This is a genomic window from Salipiger sp. PrR002, assembly GCF_010500775.1.
Taxonomy (GTDB): domain Bacteria; phylum Pseudomonadota; class Alphaproteobacteria; order Rhodobacterales; family Rhodobacteraceae; genus Salipiger.
On record NZ_JAAGOU010000001.1, the window covers coordinates 39156 to 55379 of the forward strand.

General features: G+C 69.0%; 11 protein-coding genes and 2 tRNA genes. 8 read left to right on the top strand and 5 right to left on the bottom strand.

Annotation, left to right across the window (positions count from 1 at the left end):
* Nucleotides 1–105: 105 nt before the first annotated feature.
* The 3 genes from recJ to G0A00_RS00205 all read left to right on the top strand — a co-directional run bounded on the left by recJ (nt 106) and on the right by G0A00_RS00205 (nt 2256).
* Nucleotides 106–1851, top strand: a complete 1746-nt coding sequence (recJ, locus tag G0A00_RS00195; protein WP_164178919.1) for a single-stranded-DNA-specific exonuclease RecJ — start codon at nt 106–108, stop codon at nt 1849–1851.
* A gap of 131 nt (nt 1852–1982) precedes the next feature.
* Nucleotides 1983–2057: transfer RNA gene (locus tag G0A00_RS00200), tRNA-Glu, on the top strand.
* Between the two features lie 124 nt (nt 2058–2181).
* Nucleotides 2182–2256: transfer RNA gene (locus tag G0A00_RS00205), tRNA-Glu, on the top strand.
* A gap of 159 nt (nt 2257–2415) precedes the next feature.
* Here G0A00_RS00205 and G0A00_RS00210 read toward each other — a convergent pair.
* From G0A00_RS00210 to G0A00_RS00230, 5 genes are all read right to left on the bottom strand, one after another.
* Nucleotides 2416–3702, bottom strand: coding sequence for an amidohydrolase family protein (locus G0A00_RS00210; protein ID WP_164178920.1), 1287 nt, complete (start codon nt 3700–3702; stop codon nt 2416–2418).
* Nucleotides 3703–4650: an ABC transporter permease gene (locus tag G0A00_RS00215; protein WP_164178921.1), complete on the bottom strand. Its 948-nt coding sequence runs from the start codon at nt 4648–4650 to the stop codon at nt 3703–3705. It abuts the gene before it with no gap.
* On the bottom strand, nt 4647–5693 hold the full coding sequence (locus tag G0A00_RS00220; protein ID WP_164178922.1) for an ABC transporter permease: 1047 nt from the start codon (nt 5691–5693) through the stop codon (nt 4647–4649). The genes G0A00_RS00215 and G0A00_RS00220 overlap by 4 nt, the downstream gene beginning before the upstream one ends.
* Nucleotides 5694–5809: 116 nt before the next feature.
* Nucleotides 5810–7348: an ABC transporter ATP-binding protein gene (locus G0A00_RS00225; RefSeq protein ID WP_164178923.1), complete on the bottom strand. Its 1539-nt coding sequence runs from the start codon at nt 7346–7348 to the stop codon at nt 5810–5812.
* The gene (locus tag G0A00_RS00230; protein WP_164178924.1) at nt 7348–8373 is read right to left on the bottom strand and encodes a BMP family protein; all 1026 of its coding nucleotides are present in this window, start codon (nt 8371–8373) and stop codon (nt 7348–7350) included. Before G0A00_RS00230 ends, G0A00_RS00225 begins: the two co-directional genes overlap by 1 nt.
* 307 nt (nt 8374–8680) lie before the next feature.
* On the opposite strand from G0A00_RS00230, the gene G0A00_RS00235 reads away from it, so the two are divergent.
* The 5 genes from G0A00_RS00235 to hypF all read left to right on the top strand — a co-directional run bounded on the left by G0A00_RS00235 (nt 8681) and on the right by hypF (nt 16191).
* Nucleotides 8681–9925, top strand: a complete 1245-nt coding sequence (locus G0A00_RS00235; protein ID WP_164178925.1) for a malonyl-CoA decarboxylase — start codon at nt 8681–8683, stop codon at nt 9923–9925.
* A 141-nt stretch (nt 9926–10066) separates the two neighbouring features.
* Nucleotides 10067–11422: a sensor histidine kinase gene (locus G0A00_RS00240; RefSeq protein ID WP_164178926.1), complete on the top strand. Its 1356-nt coding sequence runs from the start codon at nt 10067–10069 to the stop codon at nt 11420–11422.
* Nucleotides 11419–12411, top strand: coding sequence for a HupU protein (locus tag G0A00_RS00245; RefSeq protein WP_164178927.1), 993 nt, complete (start codon nt 11419–11421; stop codon nt 12409–12411). The genes G0A00_RS00240 and G0A00_RS00245 overlap by 4 nt, the downstream gene beginning before the upstream one ends.
* Before the next feature lie 20 nt (nt 12412–12431).
* A complete protein-coding gene (locus G0A00_RS00250) occupies nt 12432–13862 on the top strand; it encodes a nickel-dependent hydrogenase large subunit (RefSeq protein ID WP_164178928.1) in 1431 nt (476 codons plus the stop codon).
* An 88-nt stretch (nt 13863–13950) separates the two neighbouring features.
* Nucleotides 13951–16191, top strand: a complete 2241-nt coding sequence (hypF, locus tag G0A00_RS00255) for a carbamoyltransferase HypF (RefSeq protein ID WP_164178929.1) — start codon at nt 13951–13953, stop codon at nt 16189–16191.
* Nucleotides 16192–16224 lie beyond the last annotated feature (33 nt).

The following is a 16224-nucleotide window of genomic DNA, read 5'->3' on the forward strand; positions in this document are numbered from 1 at the left end:
CCGTGCCGCCCTGCGACGCGGGGCAGGCGCGCCCCGTTCCGTTTCCCGCCGTTTCGCGCTACGAGGGGGCCGATTGCGGGCAGAATGACAAGACGCGAGGGGCGCATGAGCTATCTGGGTGTGGAGCAGTCGCTGACCGGGCGGCGCTGGGTTGGTCCGGCGGTGGAGGTCGAGCGGCAGGCCGAGGCGCTGGCGCAGATGACCCATCTGCCGCGCCCGCTCTGCGCGGTGCTGGCGCGGCTTGGTGTGGCGGGCGAAGAGGTGCCGGGGTTTCTCGAGCCGAAACTGCGCGACCTCATGCCCGACCCGCGCAGCATGCGCGACATGGAAAAGGCCTCGGGGCGGATTCTGCAGGCGGTGCAGCGGCGCGAGCGCATCGCGATCTTTGCCGATTACGATGTCGACGGCGGCAGCTCTGCGGCGCTGCTCATCGACTGGCTGCGCCAGCTGGGTCTGGAGGCGACGCTTTATGTGCCCGACCGCATCGACGAGGGCTATGGCCCGAACGTGCCCGCCATGCAGCAGCTTGCCAGCGCGCATGATCTGATCATCTGCGTCGACTGCGGCACGCTCTCGCATGAGCCCATCGCGGCGGCCGAGGGCGCGGATGTGGTGGTGCTTGATCACCACCTTGGCGGCGAGACGCTGCCAGATTGCGTAGCGGTGGTGAACCCCAACCGGCAGGACGAGGACGGCGCGCTTGCGCATCTTTGTGCCGCCGCCGTGGTCTTCATGGTGCTGGTCGATTGCGGGCGGCTGATGCGCGAGGCGGGCACGCCCGGGCCCAACCTCATGTCGCTGCTCGATCTGGTGGCGCTGGCCACCGTCGCTGATGTGGCGCCGCTGCGCGGGGTCAACCGCGCCTTCGTGCGCTCGGGTCTGCAGGTCATGGCGCGGCGCGAGCGCCCGGGCCTTGTGGCGCTGTCGGATGTGGCGCGGCTCGACACGGCGCCCTCGTCCTATCACCTTGGTTATGTGCTGGGGCCGCGGATCAACGCCGGCGGGCGGATCGGGCAGGCGGACCTTGGCGCGCGGCTGCTCGCCACCCGCGACCGGCATGAGGCCGAGGCGCTGGCCGAGCGTCTCGACAAGCTCAACTCCGAGCGCCGCGAGGTCGAGGAGGCGGTGCGCGCCTCGGCGCTGGCGCAGGCCGAAGAGCGCGGGCTCGACGCGCCGCTGGTCTGGGCGGCGGGCGAGGGCTGGCATCCGGGCGTCGTGGGCATCGTCGCCTCGCGCCTCAAGGAGATGACCAACCGCCCGTCGGTCGTCATCGGCTTCGACGGCGGCGAGGGCAAGGGCTCGGGCCGCTCTGTCTCGGGCGTCGATCTGGGCGCGAGCATCCAGAAACTCGCCGCCGAGGGGCTGCTGATCAAGGGCGGCGGCCACAAGATGGCAGCGGGTCTCACCGTGGCGGAGGACAAGCTGGACGCGGCCATGGAACGGCTGGCGGAGCTGCTGGCCAAACAGGGCGCGGGGCAGGGCGGCGCGGCGGACCTGCGGCTCGACGGGCTGATGATGCCGGGGGTGTGCAGCACCGAGCTGTGCGACCGGATGGAGCAGGCCGGCCCCTTCGGGGCGGGCGCGCCGGGGCCGCGCTTTGCCATGCCCGATGCGCAGATCCTCTTTGCCAAGGAGGTTGGCACAGGGCACCTCAAGATCACTGCCGGGGACGGCATGGGGGCCAAGGTCGACGCGATCTGCTTTGGCGCTTTCGACACGCCCATGGGGCAGGCGCTGAGCCAGCACAAGGGCGCACGATTCCACCTCGCCGGGCGTTTCGAGATCAACGAGTGGAACGGGCGGCGCAACGTGCAGATGCGGCTGGAGGATGCCGCGCCTGCCGCAGGGTAAGCGATTTTCGAGCGGAATTTCCGTTTTTTGTCAGTGGTTTGAGAAAAAATCACCTGAGGCTCAAAAAAACCGTAAAATTCCGCTTGCAAGGGGGGGGCGCTTTGACTAGAACGCCCCTCACCAGCCGGCACGGCCCGTTCGTCTATCGGTTAGGACGCCAGGTTTTCAACCTGGAAAGAGGGGTTCGATTCCCCTACGGGCTGCCACTGGTTTTGTTTCTGTCCCCGCGGGGACAGGCAAAATCAGGGGTCAGAGACCGGGTCAGCTGGGGTTCATGAGGTTCGCAACAGCCTCTCCGTCGGATAAAGTTTTCGGCGGTCGCGTTGCAATGGCCCGTTCGTCTATCGGTTAGGACGCCAGGTTTTCAACCTGGAAAGAGGGGTTCGATTCCCCTACGGGCTGCCATCCCACCACTCACGCACCATGAACCAGACGCCGGATAAGACACCGGACAACACGCCGAAGGCGCGCGATTTTCGCGTGCCTTTTTGCATTTGTGGGCGTTGCCGTGGGGCATGCGAAAGCCGCTGTCCCCGCAGGGACAGCGCTTCGCTGCGCGTATCCTCAGCTGGGAACCTTGTGCCGCCGCCGCACACTTCCGGGGCGGCCGGGCAGGGCGAGGCGCGCGTCGTTGCGGGCCTGTTTCGAGACCACCTTGCCCTTGGAGATCACGCAGAGCCGGTCGGGCCGCAGCCGCAGCGCCTCGATCGGATCGCCCGCGTCGAGCACCACCAGCGAGGCCATATTGCCGACCGCCAGCCCATATCCCTCGAGATGCAGGATCTTGGCGTTCTCCTCGGTCACCATGGTGAAGCAGCGCGCCATCTCCTGCGGCGAGGTCATCTGCGCCACATGCAGCCCCATGAAGGCCACGTCGAGCATGTCGCCGGTGCCGAGCGAGTACCACGGGTCGCGCACGCAGTCCTGTCCCCAGCCGACGCGGATGCCCATGGCCTGCATCTCTTTTACGCGGGTGAGGCCCCGGCGTTTGGGGTAGCTGTCGTGCCGCCCCTGCAGGGTGATGTTGATCAGCGGGTTGGGGATGGCAGAGATTTCCGCCTCCGCGATCAGCGGTAGCAGCTTGGACACGTAATAGTTGTCCATGGAGTGCATCGAGGTCAGATGGCTGCCGGCGACGCGCCCCTGCAGGCCAAGCCGCTGCGTCTCATAGGCCAGCGCCTCGATATGGCGCGACATAGGATCGTCGGTTTCGTCGCAGTGGATGTCCACCAGCAGGCCGCGGGTGGCGGCGATCTCGCAAAGCTCTTTCAGCGAGGCGGCGCCATCCGCCATGGTGCGCTCGAAATGCGGGATGCCACCGACCACCTCGACGCCCATGTCGAGTGCGCGGATCAGATTCTCGCGCCCCGTGGGGCTGCGCAGGAAACCGTTCTGCGGGAAGGCGACGAGCTGCAGGTCGAGATAGGGTTTCACCTTCTCTTGCACCTCGAGCATCGCGGTGACGGTGTTGAGGTGATCGGGCGTGGTGTCGACGTGACTGCGGATCGCCAGAAGGCCCAGCGAGACCGCCCAGTCGCAATATTCCAGCGCCCGCGCGACCATCTCGTCGACGGTTGCCTCTTCGCGCAGCTCGCCCCAGAGATCGATGCCCTCGAGCAGGGTGCCGCTGGCGTTGATCCGGGGCGTGCCATAGCTGAGCGTGGCGTCCATGTGGAAATGCGGATCGACGAAGGGCGGGGCGACGAGATCGCCGCTGGCGTCGATGGTTTCGCCCGCCTCGGAGCCTGCAAGTTCGCCAATGGCGGCGATGCGGCCGTTGGTGATGCCGATGTCGGCAATGGTCCCGTCCGGCAGGGTGCCGCCGGTGACGAGGATGTCGAAAGTGGCCATTCAGCGCTCTCCGCGGTTGAAGGGGGTCATCAGCGCTGCGGGCACCTCGGCCCGGCGCGACATGAGGATAAGCGCGAGGATCGACAGCACATAGGGGATCATCAGGAAAACCTGATAGGGCACGAGCTGTCCCATGGGCGTCTGCTGCAGGCGGATCTGCAGCGCATCGAACCCGGCAAAGAGCAGCGCGCCGAGCAGCGCCTTGCCCGGCTTCCACGCACCGAAGACCACCAGTGCGATGCAGATCCAGCCGCGCCCGTTGACCATCTCGAAGAAGAAGGAGGAGAAGGCAGACATGGTCAGGAAAGCGCCGCCCACGGCCATCAGCCCCGAGCCGACGATCACGGCCCCCATGCGGATCGCGGCCACCGAAAGCCCCTGCGCCTCGACCGCCTGCGGGTTCTCTCCGGCGGCGCGCACCGCAAGGCCCAGCGGCGTGCGGTAGAGCACCAGTGCCACCAGCGCGGCGCAGCCGAAGGCGGCCCATGTGAGCGCGGTCTGCGAGAACAGCGCCTGCCCGAGCCACGGGAGGTCCGACAGCACCGGGATGTGCAACGGCTGGAAAGGGTCGATGCGCGGCGGGCTGGTGAACTCCGGCAGGGCGAGGCGGTAGGCGTAATAGGCCGAGGAGGTGGCGAGCATGGTGATGCCAAGCCCCACCACATGCTGCGACAGGCCAAAGGGCACGGTGAGCAACGCATGGAGCGCACCGAAGGCCATGCCCGCCAGCAGCGCCACCAGCACCCCGGGCCAGAGCCCCAGCCCGGCGTAGACCGCCATCCAGCCCGCGAAGGCGCCAAAGACCATGATGCCCTCGATGCCGAGGTTCAGAACGCCCGCGCGCTCGCAGATCAGCTCTCCGAGCGTGGCGAAGATCAGCGGCGAGGCGATGCGCAGTACGGCGGCCCAGAAGCTGGCGGAGATGAGAATGTCGATGATCTCGGTCATCCGCGCACCACCCGGACTTTCGTGAGCAGGATCGCCAGCACCATGAACAGGAGCGCGGTGGCGAGCAGGATGTCGGCAATATACGTCGGCACGCCCGCGGCGCGCGACATGCTGTCGGCGCCGACGAAGACCCCGGCCACGAAGAGCGCCGAGACGACCACCCCCAAGGGATGCAGCAGCGCCAGCATGGCGACCACGATGCCGGTGTAGCCGAAACCGGGCGAGAGATCGGCGGTGAGATTGCCCTTCAGCCCCGCGACCTCGGAGAAGCCGGCCAGCGCGGCGAGCCCGCCGGAGATCAGCGCGGTCTTCACCAGCACCCGGCCCACCGGAATACCGGCGAAACGCGCCGCCTCGGGGCTGAGGCCGGTGGCGCGGATCTCATAGCCGAGCGTGCTGCGGGTCTGCATGATCCAGACCGCCAGCGCCGAGAGGAGCGCCAGCCCGAAGCCCCAGTGCAGCCGCAGCCCCTCGACGATGCGCGGCAGGCGGGCATCGCGTGGCAGCGCCGGGGATTTCGGCCAGCCCATGCCCATGGGATCCTTCAGTGGGCCCTCGAGCAGGTAGGAGATGAACAGTGCCATGATGAAGTTGATCAGCAGCGTGGTGACCACCTCGTCGACGCCGAGCCGGGTCTTCAGCAGCACCGGCCCGAGCAGCACCAGCGCCCCGGCAAGAACGGCCCCAAGCGCCATCAGCGGCAGCGCGAGAGGCCCCGGCAGGCCAAGCTGCGTGCCGATCACCACGGTGACCAGCGCGCCCGCGTAGAGCTGTGCCTCGGCGCCGATGTTCCAGAGCTTGGCGCGGAAGGCGACCGAGATGGCGAGGCCGGTGAAAATGAGCGGCGTGGCGCGGTTGAGCGTTTCCAGCAGGGCAAACTTCGAGCCCGCGGCGCCTTTGATGATCAACCCCAGCGTGGCGAGCGGATCGGCCCCGGCGATGAGCGCGAGCCCCATGGCGACAAGCACCGTGGCACCGAGCGCCAGCGCGGGCAGCCCCAAGGTGCGGGCGGGCGAGGGGGCGGTGATGGGATCAAGGCGCATGAGGGGCTCTGCTGGCGGGGGCCTTTGCCCAGCCTGAGGCGTGGGCGGAGGGTGCGTGATATGCGTATTTGGAAAGAGAAGAAGGGGGGAGGTGGCGCGTTTCGTCAGGTGGTGTCTTAGGCAGCATCGTCGAACCCCTGTCCGGCCATCCATTGGCCCAGCTCGGCGGGGGTCTTGCTGCCGCGCGGGAATTCGGGCGAGAGGCGGCCCTCGCAGATCACCCGCACCACATCCGAAAGGCTCAGCACCTCGTCGAGATCCTCGGAGATCAGCAGCACGGCGGCACCGGCGTCGCGGGCGGCGATGAGCCGCTCTTGCACATAGGTGACCGCGCCGATGTCGAGGCCGCGCACCGGCTGGTTGGCGAGAATGATCCGCGGCTGCGCTTCGAGCACGCGGCCAAGGATCAGCTTTTGCATATTGCCGCCCGAGAGCAGGCGGATGCGGGTGTCGGGGCCGGGGCAGCGCACGTCGTAGGTTTCGATGATCTGCTCGGCGGTGCGGCGCGCGGCGGACCAGTCCATCCAGCCGCGTCGGGCCACCGGGGGCTCGGCGTAGCTTTCCAGCACAGCGTTCTCGGTGAGGGTGAAATCGGCGATCGTGCCGGTCTTGTGGCGGTCCTCGGGGATGCGCCCGATGCGGGCCTTGAGCGCGCTTTGCGGCGACCAGTTGGTGACGGTCTCATCGGCCAGAACCATGACGCCCGCGCTGGGCGTCTCGAGGCCCGACAGCAGGTCGGCCAGCGCGCCCTGACCATTGCCCGAAACGCCTGCGAGGCCGAGGATCTGGCCTGCCCTGAGTTCCAGATCGACGCCGCGCAGCCCGGTGCGGTTGCCGCGCGCCGGGGTCGAGACCCCTTGCAGTTTCAGCAGCGTGGCGCCGGGGCGGGCCTCGGCGGGAGCGGGGGGCGTGATCTCGGTCCCGACCATCAGTTCGGCAAGCTGGTGGCGGTCGGTCTTGGCGGTGGCGACCTCGCCCACGAGCCTGCCGTGACGCAGCACCAGCACCCGCGACGAGACCGCCATGACCTCATGCAGCTTGTGCGAGATGAAGATCACCGACAGCCCCTGCGCCACCGCCTTGCGCAGCGTCTCGAAGAGCGCCTCGCTTTCCTGCGGGGTGAGCACGGCGGTGGGCTCGTCGAGGATGAGAATACGGGCGTCGCGGTAGAGCGCTTTCAGGATCTCGACCCGCTGCCGCTCGCCCACCGAGAGCGTCGCGACGCGCGCATCGGGATGCACCGCAAGGCCGAAATCGCGCGACAGCTGTTGCACGCGCTGCCGGGCCGCGCTGCGCCCAAGGCCGGGGCGCCACAGCGGCTCGGTGCCGAGCAGGATGTTCTCCAGCACCGTCATATTGCCCGCGAGGGTGAAATGCTGGTGCACCATGCCCACGCCCGTCGCCAGCGCCGCGCCGGGAAGGCCGGGGGGCAGGGTCTGGCCGAACACCTCCACCGTGCCCGCGTCGGCGGTGTAATGGCCGAAGAGGATGTTCATCAGCGTGGTCTTGCCCGCGCCGTTCTCGCCCAAGAGCGCCACGACCTCGCCGCGCGCCAGCGCGACGTTGATGCCGTCATTGGCGGTGAGCGCGCCGAACCGCTTGGTGATGCCGGAAAGGCGCAGGACGATCTCCTGCGCCTCTTGTGTCTGTGTCATCAGGAGGAGGTCGGCTCTTCGTCGTTGATCTCGACGGTGAAGGACCCGTCCTTGATCGCCGCTTCCTTCTCGGCCACCAGATCGAGCGCCTCTTGCGGGACCTTGCCCTCGAAGGTGCCGAGCGGGGCTAGCGAGCAGCCGCCTTCCTTCATGAAGCTGTAGGTGCCGTAGTTCTCGGCCGAGAAGCTGCCGTCGCTGACTTTCGCCAGTGCCGCCGCCAGCGTCGGGCCGAAGTCCCAGAGCGCCGAGGCGACCACGGTCTCGGGGTAGTCGGCCTGCGTGTCGATGACGTTGCCGATCGCCAGAACGCCCTTCTCCTGCGCCGCGTCCGAGACGCCGAAACGCTCGGCATAGAGCATGTCGGCACCGCTTTCGATCATCGCAAAGGCGGTCTCCTTGGCCTTGGGCGGATCGAACCACGAGCCGATGAAGCTGACCTGGAAGGTGGCCTCGGGTTTCACTTCCTTCACGCCCGCCATGAAGGCGTGCATCAGCCGGTTCACCTCGGGGATCGGGAAGCCGCCGACCATGCCGATATTGCCGCTCTCGCTCATCGCGCCGGCGATGATGCCCGAGAGGTATGAGGCGTCCTGGATGTAATTGTCGAAAACCCCGAGATTTGGATAGGCCTCGTCGGGCATGAAGCTCGAACCCATGAGGAAGGCGGTCTCGGGATAGTCGAGCACCACCTCGCGGGCCTCCTGCTCGACGCCGAAGATCTCGCCGATGATCAGCTGCGCGCCGCTCTCGGCATATTCGCGCATGACGCGCGGATAATCGGTGTTGGCGGTGTTCTCCGAGAAGCTGTAGCTGATCAGCCCGGCCTCCTTGGCGGCCTCGGCGGCGACATGGATGCGGCTCACCCATTGCTGCTCGACCGGCACCGTGTAGATGCCCGCGACGCTGATCGGCTCCTGCGCCATCAGCTTGCCAGCGAGGCCGGTGCTGGCGAGGGCGGCGATCCCGCCGGTGCTGAGCAGCATCTGTCTGCGGGTCATCTGCCCGTGGGTGTTGGTGAATTTCATCGTCGGTCCTTATCCATCCCTGTGCATTGTTTGGTTTTTTTACCAACCGGTAAGGAATGCACCGATTCGGGCAATCGGTGGACGGGCGGCGGCTTGCACTATTCGCCCGCCCGATGGCCCGGAGGCGGCGTGCTGCCTAGGAATTGGGCAAAGCGGCGCGGGACAGCAACGGCGGGTATGGCGCGGCGGAGTGCCGCGCGCGCTGCGGGGCGTTGGCGCGAACAGGCTTGCCTTGCGGCGCGGCGCTGCGCACCCTTGGCAGGGCCGGGGGGCACGCACCGCTGATAGAGAACCGCAGGAGCCTGCCATGAGTCTCTTTGCCGATCTGCTGACCACGATCTTCGAGCGCCGGATGGGCGCCGCGCCGCGCCTGCGCCGCGATCCGCGCCCGCTTCCGACGCTTGTCTCGGACCTGCTGGAGGCGCGCAGCGAAGGCGTGGTGACCGCGCTCGCCCGGCAAGTGCTGCAGCGCTATGACGGCATGTCGGGGCCGGAAAAGCTCGAGGCCTTCCGCGGGCTGGCGGCGCTCAACATCGACGCCGCCGACCTGCGCAGCGCGCTCGACGCCTATGAGGCCGCGCCCTCGGGCCGCAGCTACCGCGCCTTCATGGCGGCCGCCGAGCCGCCGCGGGCCGAGCTGCTGCGCCGTCTCAACATGGTGCCCGGGGCGACCGAGCGGCTGGTGCGGATGCGCTCGGACCTGCTGCGGCGCAGCCGCGACGAGCCCGAATTGCAGGCGCTCGACGAGGATTTCCGCCATCTGTTCAAAAGCTGGTTCAATCGCGGCTTTCTGGTGCTGCGGCCGATCAGCTGGGAAAGCCCGGCGCATGTGCTGGAAAAGATCATCGCCTATGAGGCGGTGCATGCGATCCACAGCTGGGACGATCTGCGCCGCCGCCTCGCGCCGCCGGACCGGCGCTGCTTTGCCTTCTTCCACCCGGCGATGCCTGACGAGCCGCTGATCTTCGTCGAGGTGGCGCTGACCCGGGGCGTGCCCGGCTCGGTGCAGGCGCTGCTCAGCGAGGACCGCGAACCGATGGAGGCGGCCAGCGCCGACACCGCCGTGTTCTACTCGATCTCCAACTGCCAGCCGGGTCTGGCGGGCATCTCCTTCGGCAATTCGCTGATCAAGCAGGTGGCCTCGGATCTCTCCAGCGCGCTGCCGGGGCTCAAGACCTTCGTCACGCTCTCGCCGATCCCGGGGCTGGTGGCCTGGCTCGAAGAGCAGGGCACCGCCTTCGATCCGCAGGACGTCAAACGGATGAGCCAACTGGCCGCGCATTACCTGCTGACCGCCAAGCGCGGCGACGGGCGGCCGCGCGATCCGGTGGCGCGGTTTCACCTCGGCAATGGCGCCATGGTGCATGCGGTGCACGCCGGGGCCGACACATCCGAAAACGGCCAGCGCCAGTCCGGCGGGGCGATGGTCAACTATCTCTATGATCTGCCGAAGGTCGAGACCTACCACGACCGCTTTGCCGCCACCGGCGAGGTGATCGCCTCCTCGGCGGTGAAATCGCTCTCGGCGGGACGCGAGAAGGCGCAGGCCTGAGGCGCGCCGCCGCCCGCTTCTTCTCTTTGAAAATACGCCCGCCGGAGGCGGTCCCGCACTCTCCACCCGCCGCGCGCCCCGGGATCGGCGCGCCCCTTGCCGCCGCCAACACCCGGCCCTATCGTCGGGTCAGGAGGCGCCATGGGCCAGAGCCATACCACGAGCGGCGGATTTACCGAGGACAGCTGGGGCGATGTGCTCTCGGCGGTCGACCGGACCTATGCCGAACTGGTGGAATATCAGGAACGGCTCGAGCGCCAGAACGAAGCGCTGCACGAGGCGCGGCGCTTCATCGGCTCGGTGCTGGGTTCGGTCAGCGACATCATGGCGGTGGTGGGCCGCGACGGGGTGATCGAAGAGGTCAGCGCCTCGCTCATGCGCGCCGCCGAGGCAGAGCCCGGCGCGTTGGCGGGGCGGCGCGTGGCCGAGCTTTTCACCGCCGAGGGCGCGGCGCGGATCGAGGGCGCGCTGGCCGATCTGCGGCTCTCGCGTGAGACCGCGTCTTTCGAGGCCGATCTGGTCTCGCCCTCGGGCGCGCAGCCCTTCGACATCGCGCTGTCGGCGCGGCTGTCGGATCGGGGGCGCTATGTGGGTGCGGTGCTCACCGGGCGGCCGCTGGGCGAGCTGCGCCGCGCTTATGCCGAGCTCGAACGCTCGCACCGGCAACTCAAGGAAGCGCAGGGCCAGTTGGTGCGCAACGAAAAGCTTGCGACGCTGGGCCGTCTGCTGGCGGGGGTGGCGCATGAGCTCAACAACCCGATCAGCTTTGTCTACGCCTCGACCCATGCGCTGCAGAAATACGTCACCCGCTTTGAGACCTATTTCGAGCGGGTGCAGGCCGGGGCCACGCGCGAAGAGCTTGTGGCGCTGCGCGAAGACCTGAAGCTCGAGCGCGACCTGCGCAACCTGCGCGAGGCGATCCATGGCGCCCGCGAAGGCGCCGAGCGGGTGCGCGACATCGTCGCCGATCTGCGGCGGCTGTCGGCGGATGGCTCGGGCGAGCGGGTGCGCTTCGATCTGGTGGAGACCGCCAAGGTCGCCGCGCGCTGGGTCGAGCGCGGCTCGAAAAGCGGCATCGCCGTGCGCTACGAAGGGCCCGAGCATCTGGAGATCTGGGGCGCCCCCGGCCATGTGCAGCAGATCGTCATGAACCTTGTGCAGAACGCCATGGACGCGCTGAAAGGCCATGCGGCGCCCGAGTTGGTGATGCGCGTTGCGACCGAGGGCGACAGGGCGCTGCTCACCCTGTCCGACAATGGCCCCGGCGTGCCGCAGGAGGTGCGGGCGGCGATCTTTGATCCGTTCTTCACCACCAAGCCCGTGGGGCAGGGCACCGGCCTCGGTCTCGCCATCAGCGCCAAGATCGCGCAGGAGCATGGCGGGCGGCTGGTGCTAGAAGAGGGGCCGGGCAGCTCGTTCCGGCTGGAACTGCCGCTGGACGCGACGGCGGAGAGGCCAGCTGAGAGGCCAGCTGAGAAGAGGGAGCCCCCGCAATGAACGTGCTCTGGCTGCAAACGGCGGGCTGCGGCGGCTGCACCATGTCGCTGCTCTGCGCCGAGAACCCCAATGTCTTTGACACGCTGGGCGACGCGGGCATCCGCTTTCTGTGGCACCCGTCCTTCTCGTTGGAGACCGGCGCCGAGGCGCGGCGCATCCTTGAAAGCGTCGAGGCCGGAGAGATCCCGCTCGACGTGCTCTGCGTCGAGGGCTCGATCGTCACAGGCCCGCGCGGCACCGGAAAATACCATATGCTCGCAGGCACCGGGCGCTCGATGCTGGACTGGGTGCAGTCGCTGGCGCCCAAGGCGCGGCATGTGGTGGCGGTGGGCAGCTGCGCGGCCTTCGGCGGGATCACCGCAGCGGGCGGCAACCCGGCGGGCGCGCTTGGCCTGCAATGGGATGGCACGCTCGAAGGCGGGGCGCTGCCCGGTGCGTTCCGCTCGGCCTCGGGCCTGCCGGTGATCAATGTGGCAGGCTGCCCGACGCATCCGGCATGGGTCACAGAAACGCTGCTGCTGCTCGCCGGGGAGGCGATGAGTGAGGACGATTTGGACCCGTTCCGCCGCCCGCGCTTCTACGCCGATCATCTGGTGCACCACGGCTGCACCAAGAACGAGTTCTATGAGTATAAGGCCAGCGCCCGCAGCCTGTCCGAGATGGGCTGCATGATGGAGCATCTGGGCTGCGTCGGCACGCAGGCGGTGGGCGATTGCAACATCCGCCCGTGGAATGGCGAGGGGTCCTGCACCCGTGGCGGCTATCCCTGCATCGCCTGCACCAGCCCCGAGTTCGAAGAGCCGAACCATCCGTTCACCGAGACGCCGACCATCGCCGGGATTCCGGTGGGGCTGCCGTCGGACATGCCCAAAGCGTGGTTCATGGCGCTGGCCTCGCTGAGCAAGGCGGCCACCCCCAAGCGGATCGACGTGAACGCCCATTCCGACCGCATCCGCGTGGCGCCGACGCTGCGGGTGAAACGCAAGTAAGTGCTGCGGGTGAGTGAGAGATGAGTGAACGACAGCTTCTGGTCGGCCCGTTCAACCGGGTCGAGGGCGATCTGGAGATACGGCTCGACATCGAGGGCGGGGAAGTGCGCGCGGCCTATGCCAACTCGCCGCTGTTTCGCGGCTTCGAGATGATGCTGCCCGGCAAGGACCCGCGCGATGCGCTGACCCTGACGCCGCGCATCTGCGGCATCTGCTCGATCAGCCAGTCGGCGGCGGCGGCCTTTGCGCTTGCGGATGCGGGGGGCGCCGAGATGCCCGAGCAGGGGGCGCTGGCCGCCTCGATCCTGCATGGGGTCGAGAATATGGCCGACCATGTGACGCATTTTCATCTCTTCTTCATGCCCGACTTCTGCCGCCCGTCCTATGCGGGCCGCGCGTGGCACGGGCGCGCGCTGCAGCGCTTTACGGCCATGGAGGGCTCGGCGGCCAAGACCATGGTGGAGGCGCGGGCGCGGCTTTTGCACATCGTCGGGATGCTGGGCGGCAAGTGGCCGCACACGCTGGCGATCCAGCCCGGCGGTGTCACCCGCGCGCCGGACGCGCGCGACAAGGTGCGCATCCAGACGCTGCTGCGGGCGTTCCGGCGGTTTCTTGAGACCAGCCTCTTTGGCGCGCCGCTGGAGGCCTTCGTTGGCCTGTCCTCGCTGCGCGATCTCGACGGCTGGCGCACGGGCGACGCGGGGCTGTTCCTCGAGATCGCAGGCGATCTCGATCTGGCCAGCCTTGGACGCGGGCCGGGGCGGTATCTGTCGGCGGGGGCCTATCCGATGCCTTCAGGCCGGGTGAGCCGCGCCGGGGTCTGGCAGGGCGGCGCGGTCACGGCGTTCGATCCGGCGCAGATCGTCGAGGATGTCAGCCACGCGTGGATGCTGGGCGGTGCGGCGCATCCGGCGCAGGGTGTCACCGCCCCCGACGAAGAGATGCGCGAGGAGGCCTACAGCTGGTGCAAGGCGCCGCGCCTCGGTGGGCAGCCGGTGGAAGTGGGCGCGCTGGCGCGGCAGGCGGTGGACGGCCATCCGCTGGCGCAGGCGCTGGCCGCCGAGGGCGGCGTGCGGGCGCGCATCACCGGGCGGCTGCTGGAGATCGCGCGGTTGCAGATCTGGCTTGAGGATTGGGCGGCACGGCTCGACCCCGCGGCGCGTTTCATGGGCGCATGGACGCTGCCCGAGGCAGGCGCAGGGATGGGGCTGGTCGAGGCGGCGCGCGGCACGCTGGGCCATTGGCTGCGGATCGAGGGCGGTAAGATCGCCAGCTATCAGATCGTCGCGCCGACCACATGGAACTTCTCGCCGCGCGACGCGGGCGGCGCGGCGGGGCCGGTGGAGGCGGCGCTGGTCGGCTGCCCGGTGGGCGAGGCGGAGGACACGCCGGTGTCGGTGCAGCATGTGGTGCGGAGTTTCGATCCATGCATGGTCTGCACGGTGCATTGAGGTCCGGCGGGGTGAGGGTTTTGGGGGCGCTGCCCCCCGCGGCGCCTGCGCGCCGCACCCCCCGGGATATTTGGGTCTAGACGAAGCCATGGGCGAAACGGTGATAGGCCGCAGGATACGGGTGCGCGGGCAGGTGCAGGGGGTGGGGTTCCGGCCCTTCGTCTGGGCGCTGGCGCGGCGCTTTGGCGTTTCGGGCGAAGTGTCCAACGACGCCGAGGGCGTGCTGGTGCTGGCCTGTGGCGGCGATCTTGACGCTTTTGTCGCGGCGCTGCGCGATGAGGCACCGCCTCTGGCGCGGGTGGATACGGTCGAGGTCTCTGACTGGTCCGGGCGCGCCGAGGGCTTTGTCATCGCCGCTTCGGGGGCGGCTGGGGCCGAGACGCGGGTGGCACCGGATGCGGCGACCTGCAAGGACTGCGTGGCGGAAATCTTTGGTACCGGGCGGAGGCGGGGCTATGGCTTCACCAATTGCACCAACTGCGGGCCGCGCTACACGATCCTGCAGGGGCTGCCTTACGACCGGGCGCAGACCACCATGGCGGGCTTTGCGCTCTGCGACGCCTGCCGCGCGGAATATGAGGATCCGGGCGATCGCCGCTTTCATGCCCAGCCCGTCGCCTGTCCGGCCTGCGGGCCGCGGCTCTGGCTTGAGCGCGGCGGCGCGGAGGCTTTGGGCGATGGGCTCGCGCTGGCCGCAAAGGCGCTGCTGGCGGGAGAGATCCTCGCGGTGAAGGGGCTGGGCGGCTTTCATCTGTGCTGCGATGCGACGCAAGCGGAGGCGGTGGCGCGCTTGCGGACCCGCAAGCGCCGTCCGGGCAAGCCGCTGGCGCTGATGGCGCCTCTGGAAGTGCTCGAACGGTTCGCCCACCCGAGCGCCGAGGAGGCGGCGCTGCTGCAAGATCCCGCCGCGCCGATCGTGCTGCTGCCCAAGCTGGGGGAGACCCTGCCCGAGGCACTGGCGCCGGGGCAGGCGCAGCTTGGCTGGATGCTGCCCTATACGCCGCTGCACCATCTGCTCTGCGCCGCGGTGGGCCGCCCGCTGGTGATGACCTCGGGCAATCATTCGGGGGAGCCGCAGGTCATCGGCAATGCTGAGGCGCGCGAGAAACTCGCAGGCTTTGCCGACGCCTTCTTGATGCATGACCGGCAGATCGCCCGGCGGCTCGACGACAGCGTCGAGCGGATCACGCCGCAGGGGCCCATGGTGCTGCGCCGGGCGCGCGGGCGGGTGCCGGGCACTTTGCCGCTGCCCGAGGGCTTCGCGGACCGGCAGGTGGTGGCCTATGGCGGGCAGATGAAGGCGGCGATCTGCCTTGTGAAGAACCGCCAAGCGCTGCTGGGGCATCACCTTGGGGAGCTTGACGAGGCGCTGACATGGGAGGCGTTTCTGCAGGCGGACCGGGACTATGCGGCGCTGTTCGATCACCGCCCCGAGGCGGCGGCCTGCGACCTGCATCCCGAGTTCCGCGCCTCCCTCCACGCCCGCGCCACCGGCCTGCCGCTGGTCGAAGTGCAGCACCATCACGCGCATCTCGTCGCCTGTCTGGGCGAAAACCTCTGGCCGCTGGCGGGCGGGCGGGTGGCGGGGATCGTGCTCGACGGGCTGGGGCTGGGCAGCGATGGCACGGTCTGGGGCGGCGAGCTGCTGCTGGGCGATTATCACGGGTTCGAGCGGCGGGGATGGCTGCGGCCCGCGCCGCTGCCGGGGGGCGATGCGGCGAGCCGCGAGCCGTGGCGCAACCTTGTGATGCGGCTCGATCAGGCGGGGCTGGGGGCGGAGGCGGAGCGCCTGTTGCCGGGGCGGCCGCTGGTGCTGCTGCGGCAGATGGCCGAGCGCGGCATGAACGCGCCGCTGTCGTCGAGCGCCGGGCGGCTGTTTGACGCTTTCGCGGCTGCCTTGGGAATTTGCGCCGAGGGGCAGAGTTTCGAAGGCGAAGCGGCGATGCGGCTTGAGGCGCTGGCGGCAGCGGCACCGGAATGCGGGGCCTATCGCTTTGCCTCGGACGGGGGCGTGATCGACCCGGCACCGCTTTTTGCCGCGTGGGCGGAGGATGCGGCGGCGGGCGCGGATCCCGGCGTCATGGCGCGGCGGTTCCACGCCGGGCTGGCCGAGGCCTTTGCGGCCCCGGCGCGGGCGCTGGTGGACCGCGGCGAGGCGGCGGCTGTGGCGCTTTCGGGCGGATGCTTTCAGAACGCGCTGCTGCTCGATCTGACGGTGCGCGCGCTGGGCGATGTGCCGGTGCTGATCCACCGCAAGACACCGGCCAATGACGGCGGGCTGGCATTGGGTCAGGCGCTGGTGGCGCTCGCACGGCTGGAAAGCGCCTGACCGTCTGCGCTCTCGGGCTGGCAGGGCGCTATC

Bases quoted from the DNA above. Each gene is read 5' to 3' on its own strand.
- G0A00_RS00215 (WP_164178921.1), bottom strand. From the start codon at position 4,650: ATGACCGAGATCATCGACATTCTCATCTCCGCCAGCTTCTGGGCCGCC.
- G0A00_RS00235 (WP_164178925.1), top strand. From the start codon at position 8,681: ATGAGTCTCTTTGCCGATCTGCTGACCACGATCTTCGAGCGCCGGATG.
- G0A00_RS00220 (WP_164178922.1), bottom strand. From the start codon at position 5,693: ATGCGCCTTGATCCCATCACCGCCCCCTCGCCCGCCCGCACCTTGGGG.
- G0A00_RS00250 (WP_164178928.1), top strand. From the start codon at position 12,432: ATGAGTGAACGACAGCTTCTGGTCGGCCCGTTCAACCGGGTCGAGGGC.
- G0A00_RS00245 (WP_164178927.1), top strand. From the start codon at position 11,419: ATGAACGTGCTCTGGCTGCAAACGGCGGGCTGCGGCGGCTGCACCATG.
- hypF (WP_164178929.1), top strand. From the start codon at position 13,951: ATGGGCGAAACGGTGATAGGCCGCAGGATACGGGTGCGCGGGCAGGTG.
- G0A00_RS00210 (WP_164178920.1), bottom strand. From the start codon at position 3,702: ATGGCCACTTTCGACATCCTCGTCACCGGCGGCACCCTGCCGGACGGG.
- recJ (WP_164178919.1), top strand. From the start codon at position 106: ATGAGCTATCTGGGTGTGGAGCAGTCGCTGACCGGGCGGCGCTGGGTT.
- G0A00_RS00240 (WP_164178926.1), top strand. From the start codon at position 10,067: ATGGGCCAGAGCCATACCACGAGCGGCGGATTTACCGAGGACAGCTGG.
- G0A00_RS00225 (WP_164178923.1), bottom strand. From the start codon at position 7,348: ATGACACAGACACAAGAGGCGCAGGAGATCGTCCTGCGCCTTTCCGGC.
- G0A00_RS00230 (WP_164178924.1), bottom strand. From the start codon at position 8,373: ATGAAATTCACCAACACCCACGGGCAGATGACCCGCAGACAGATGCTG.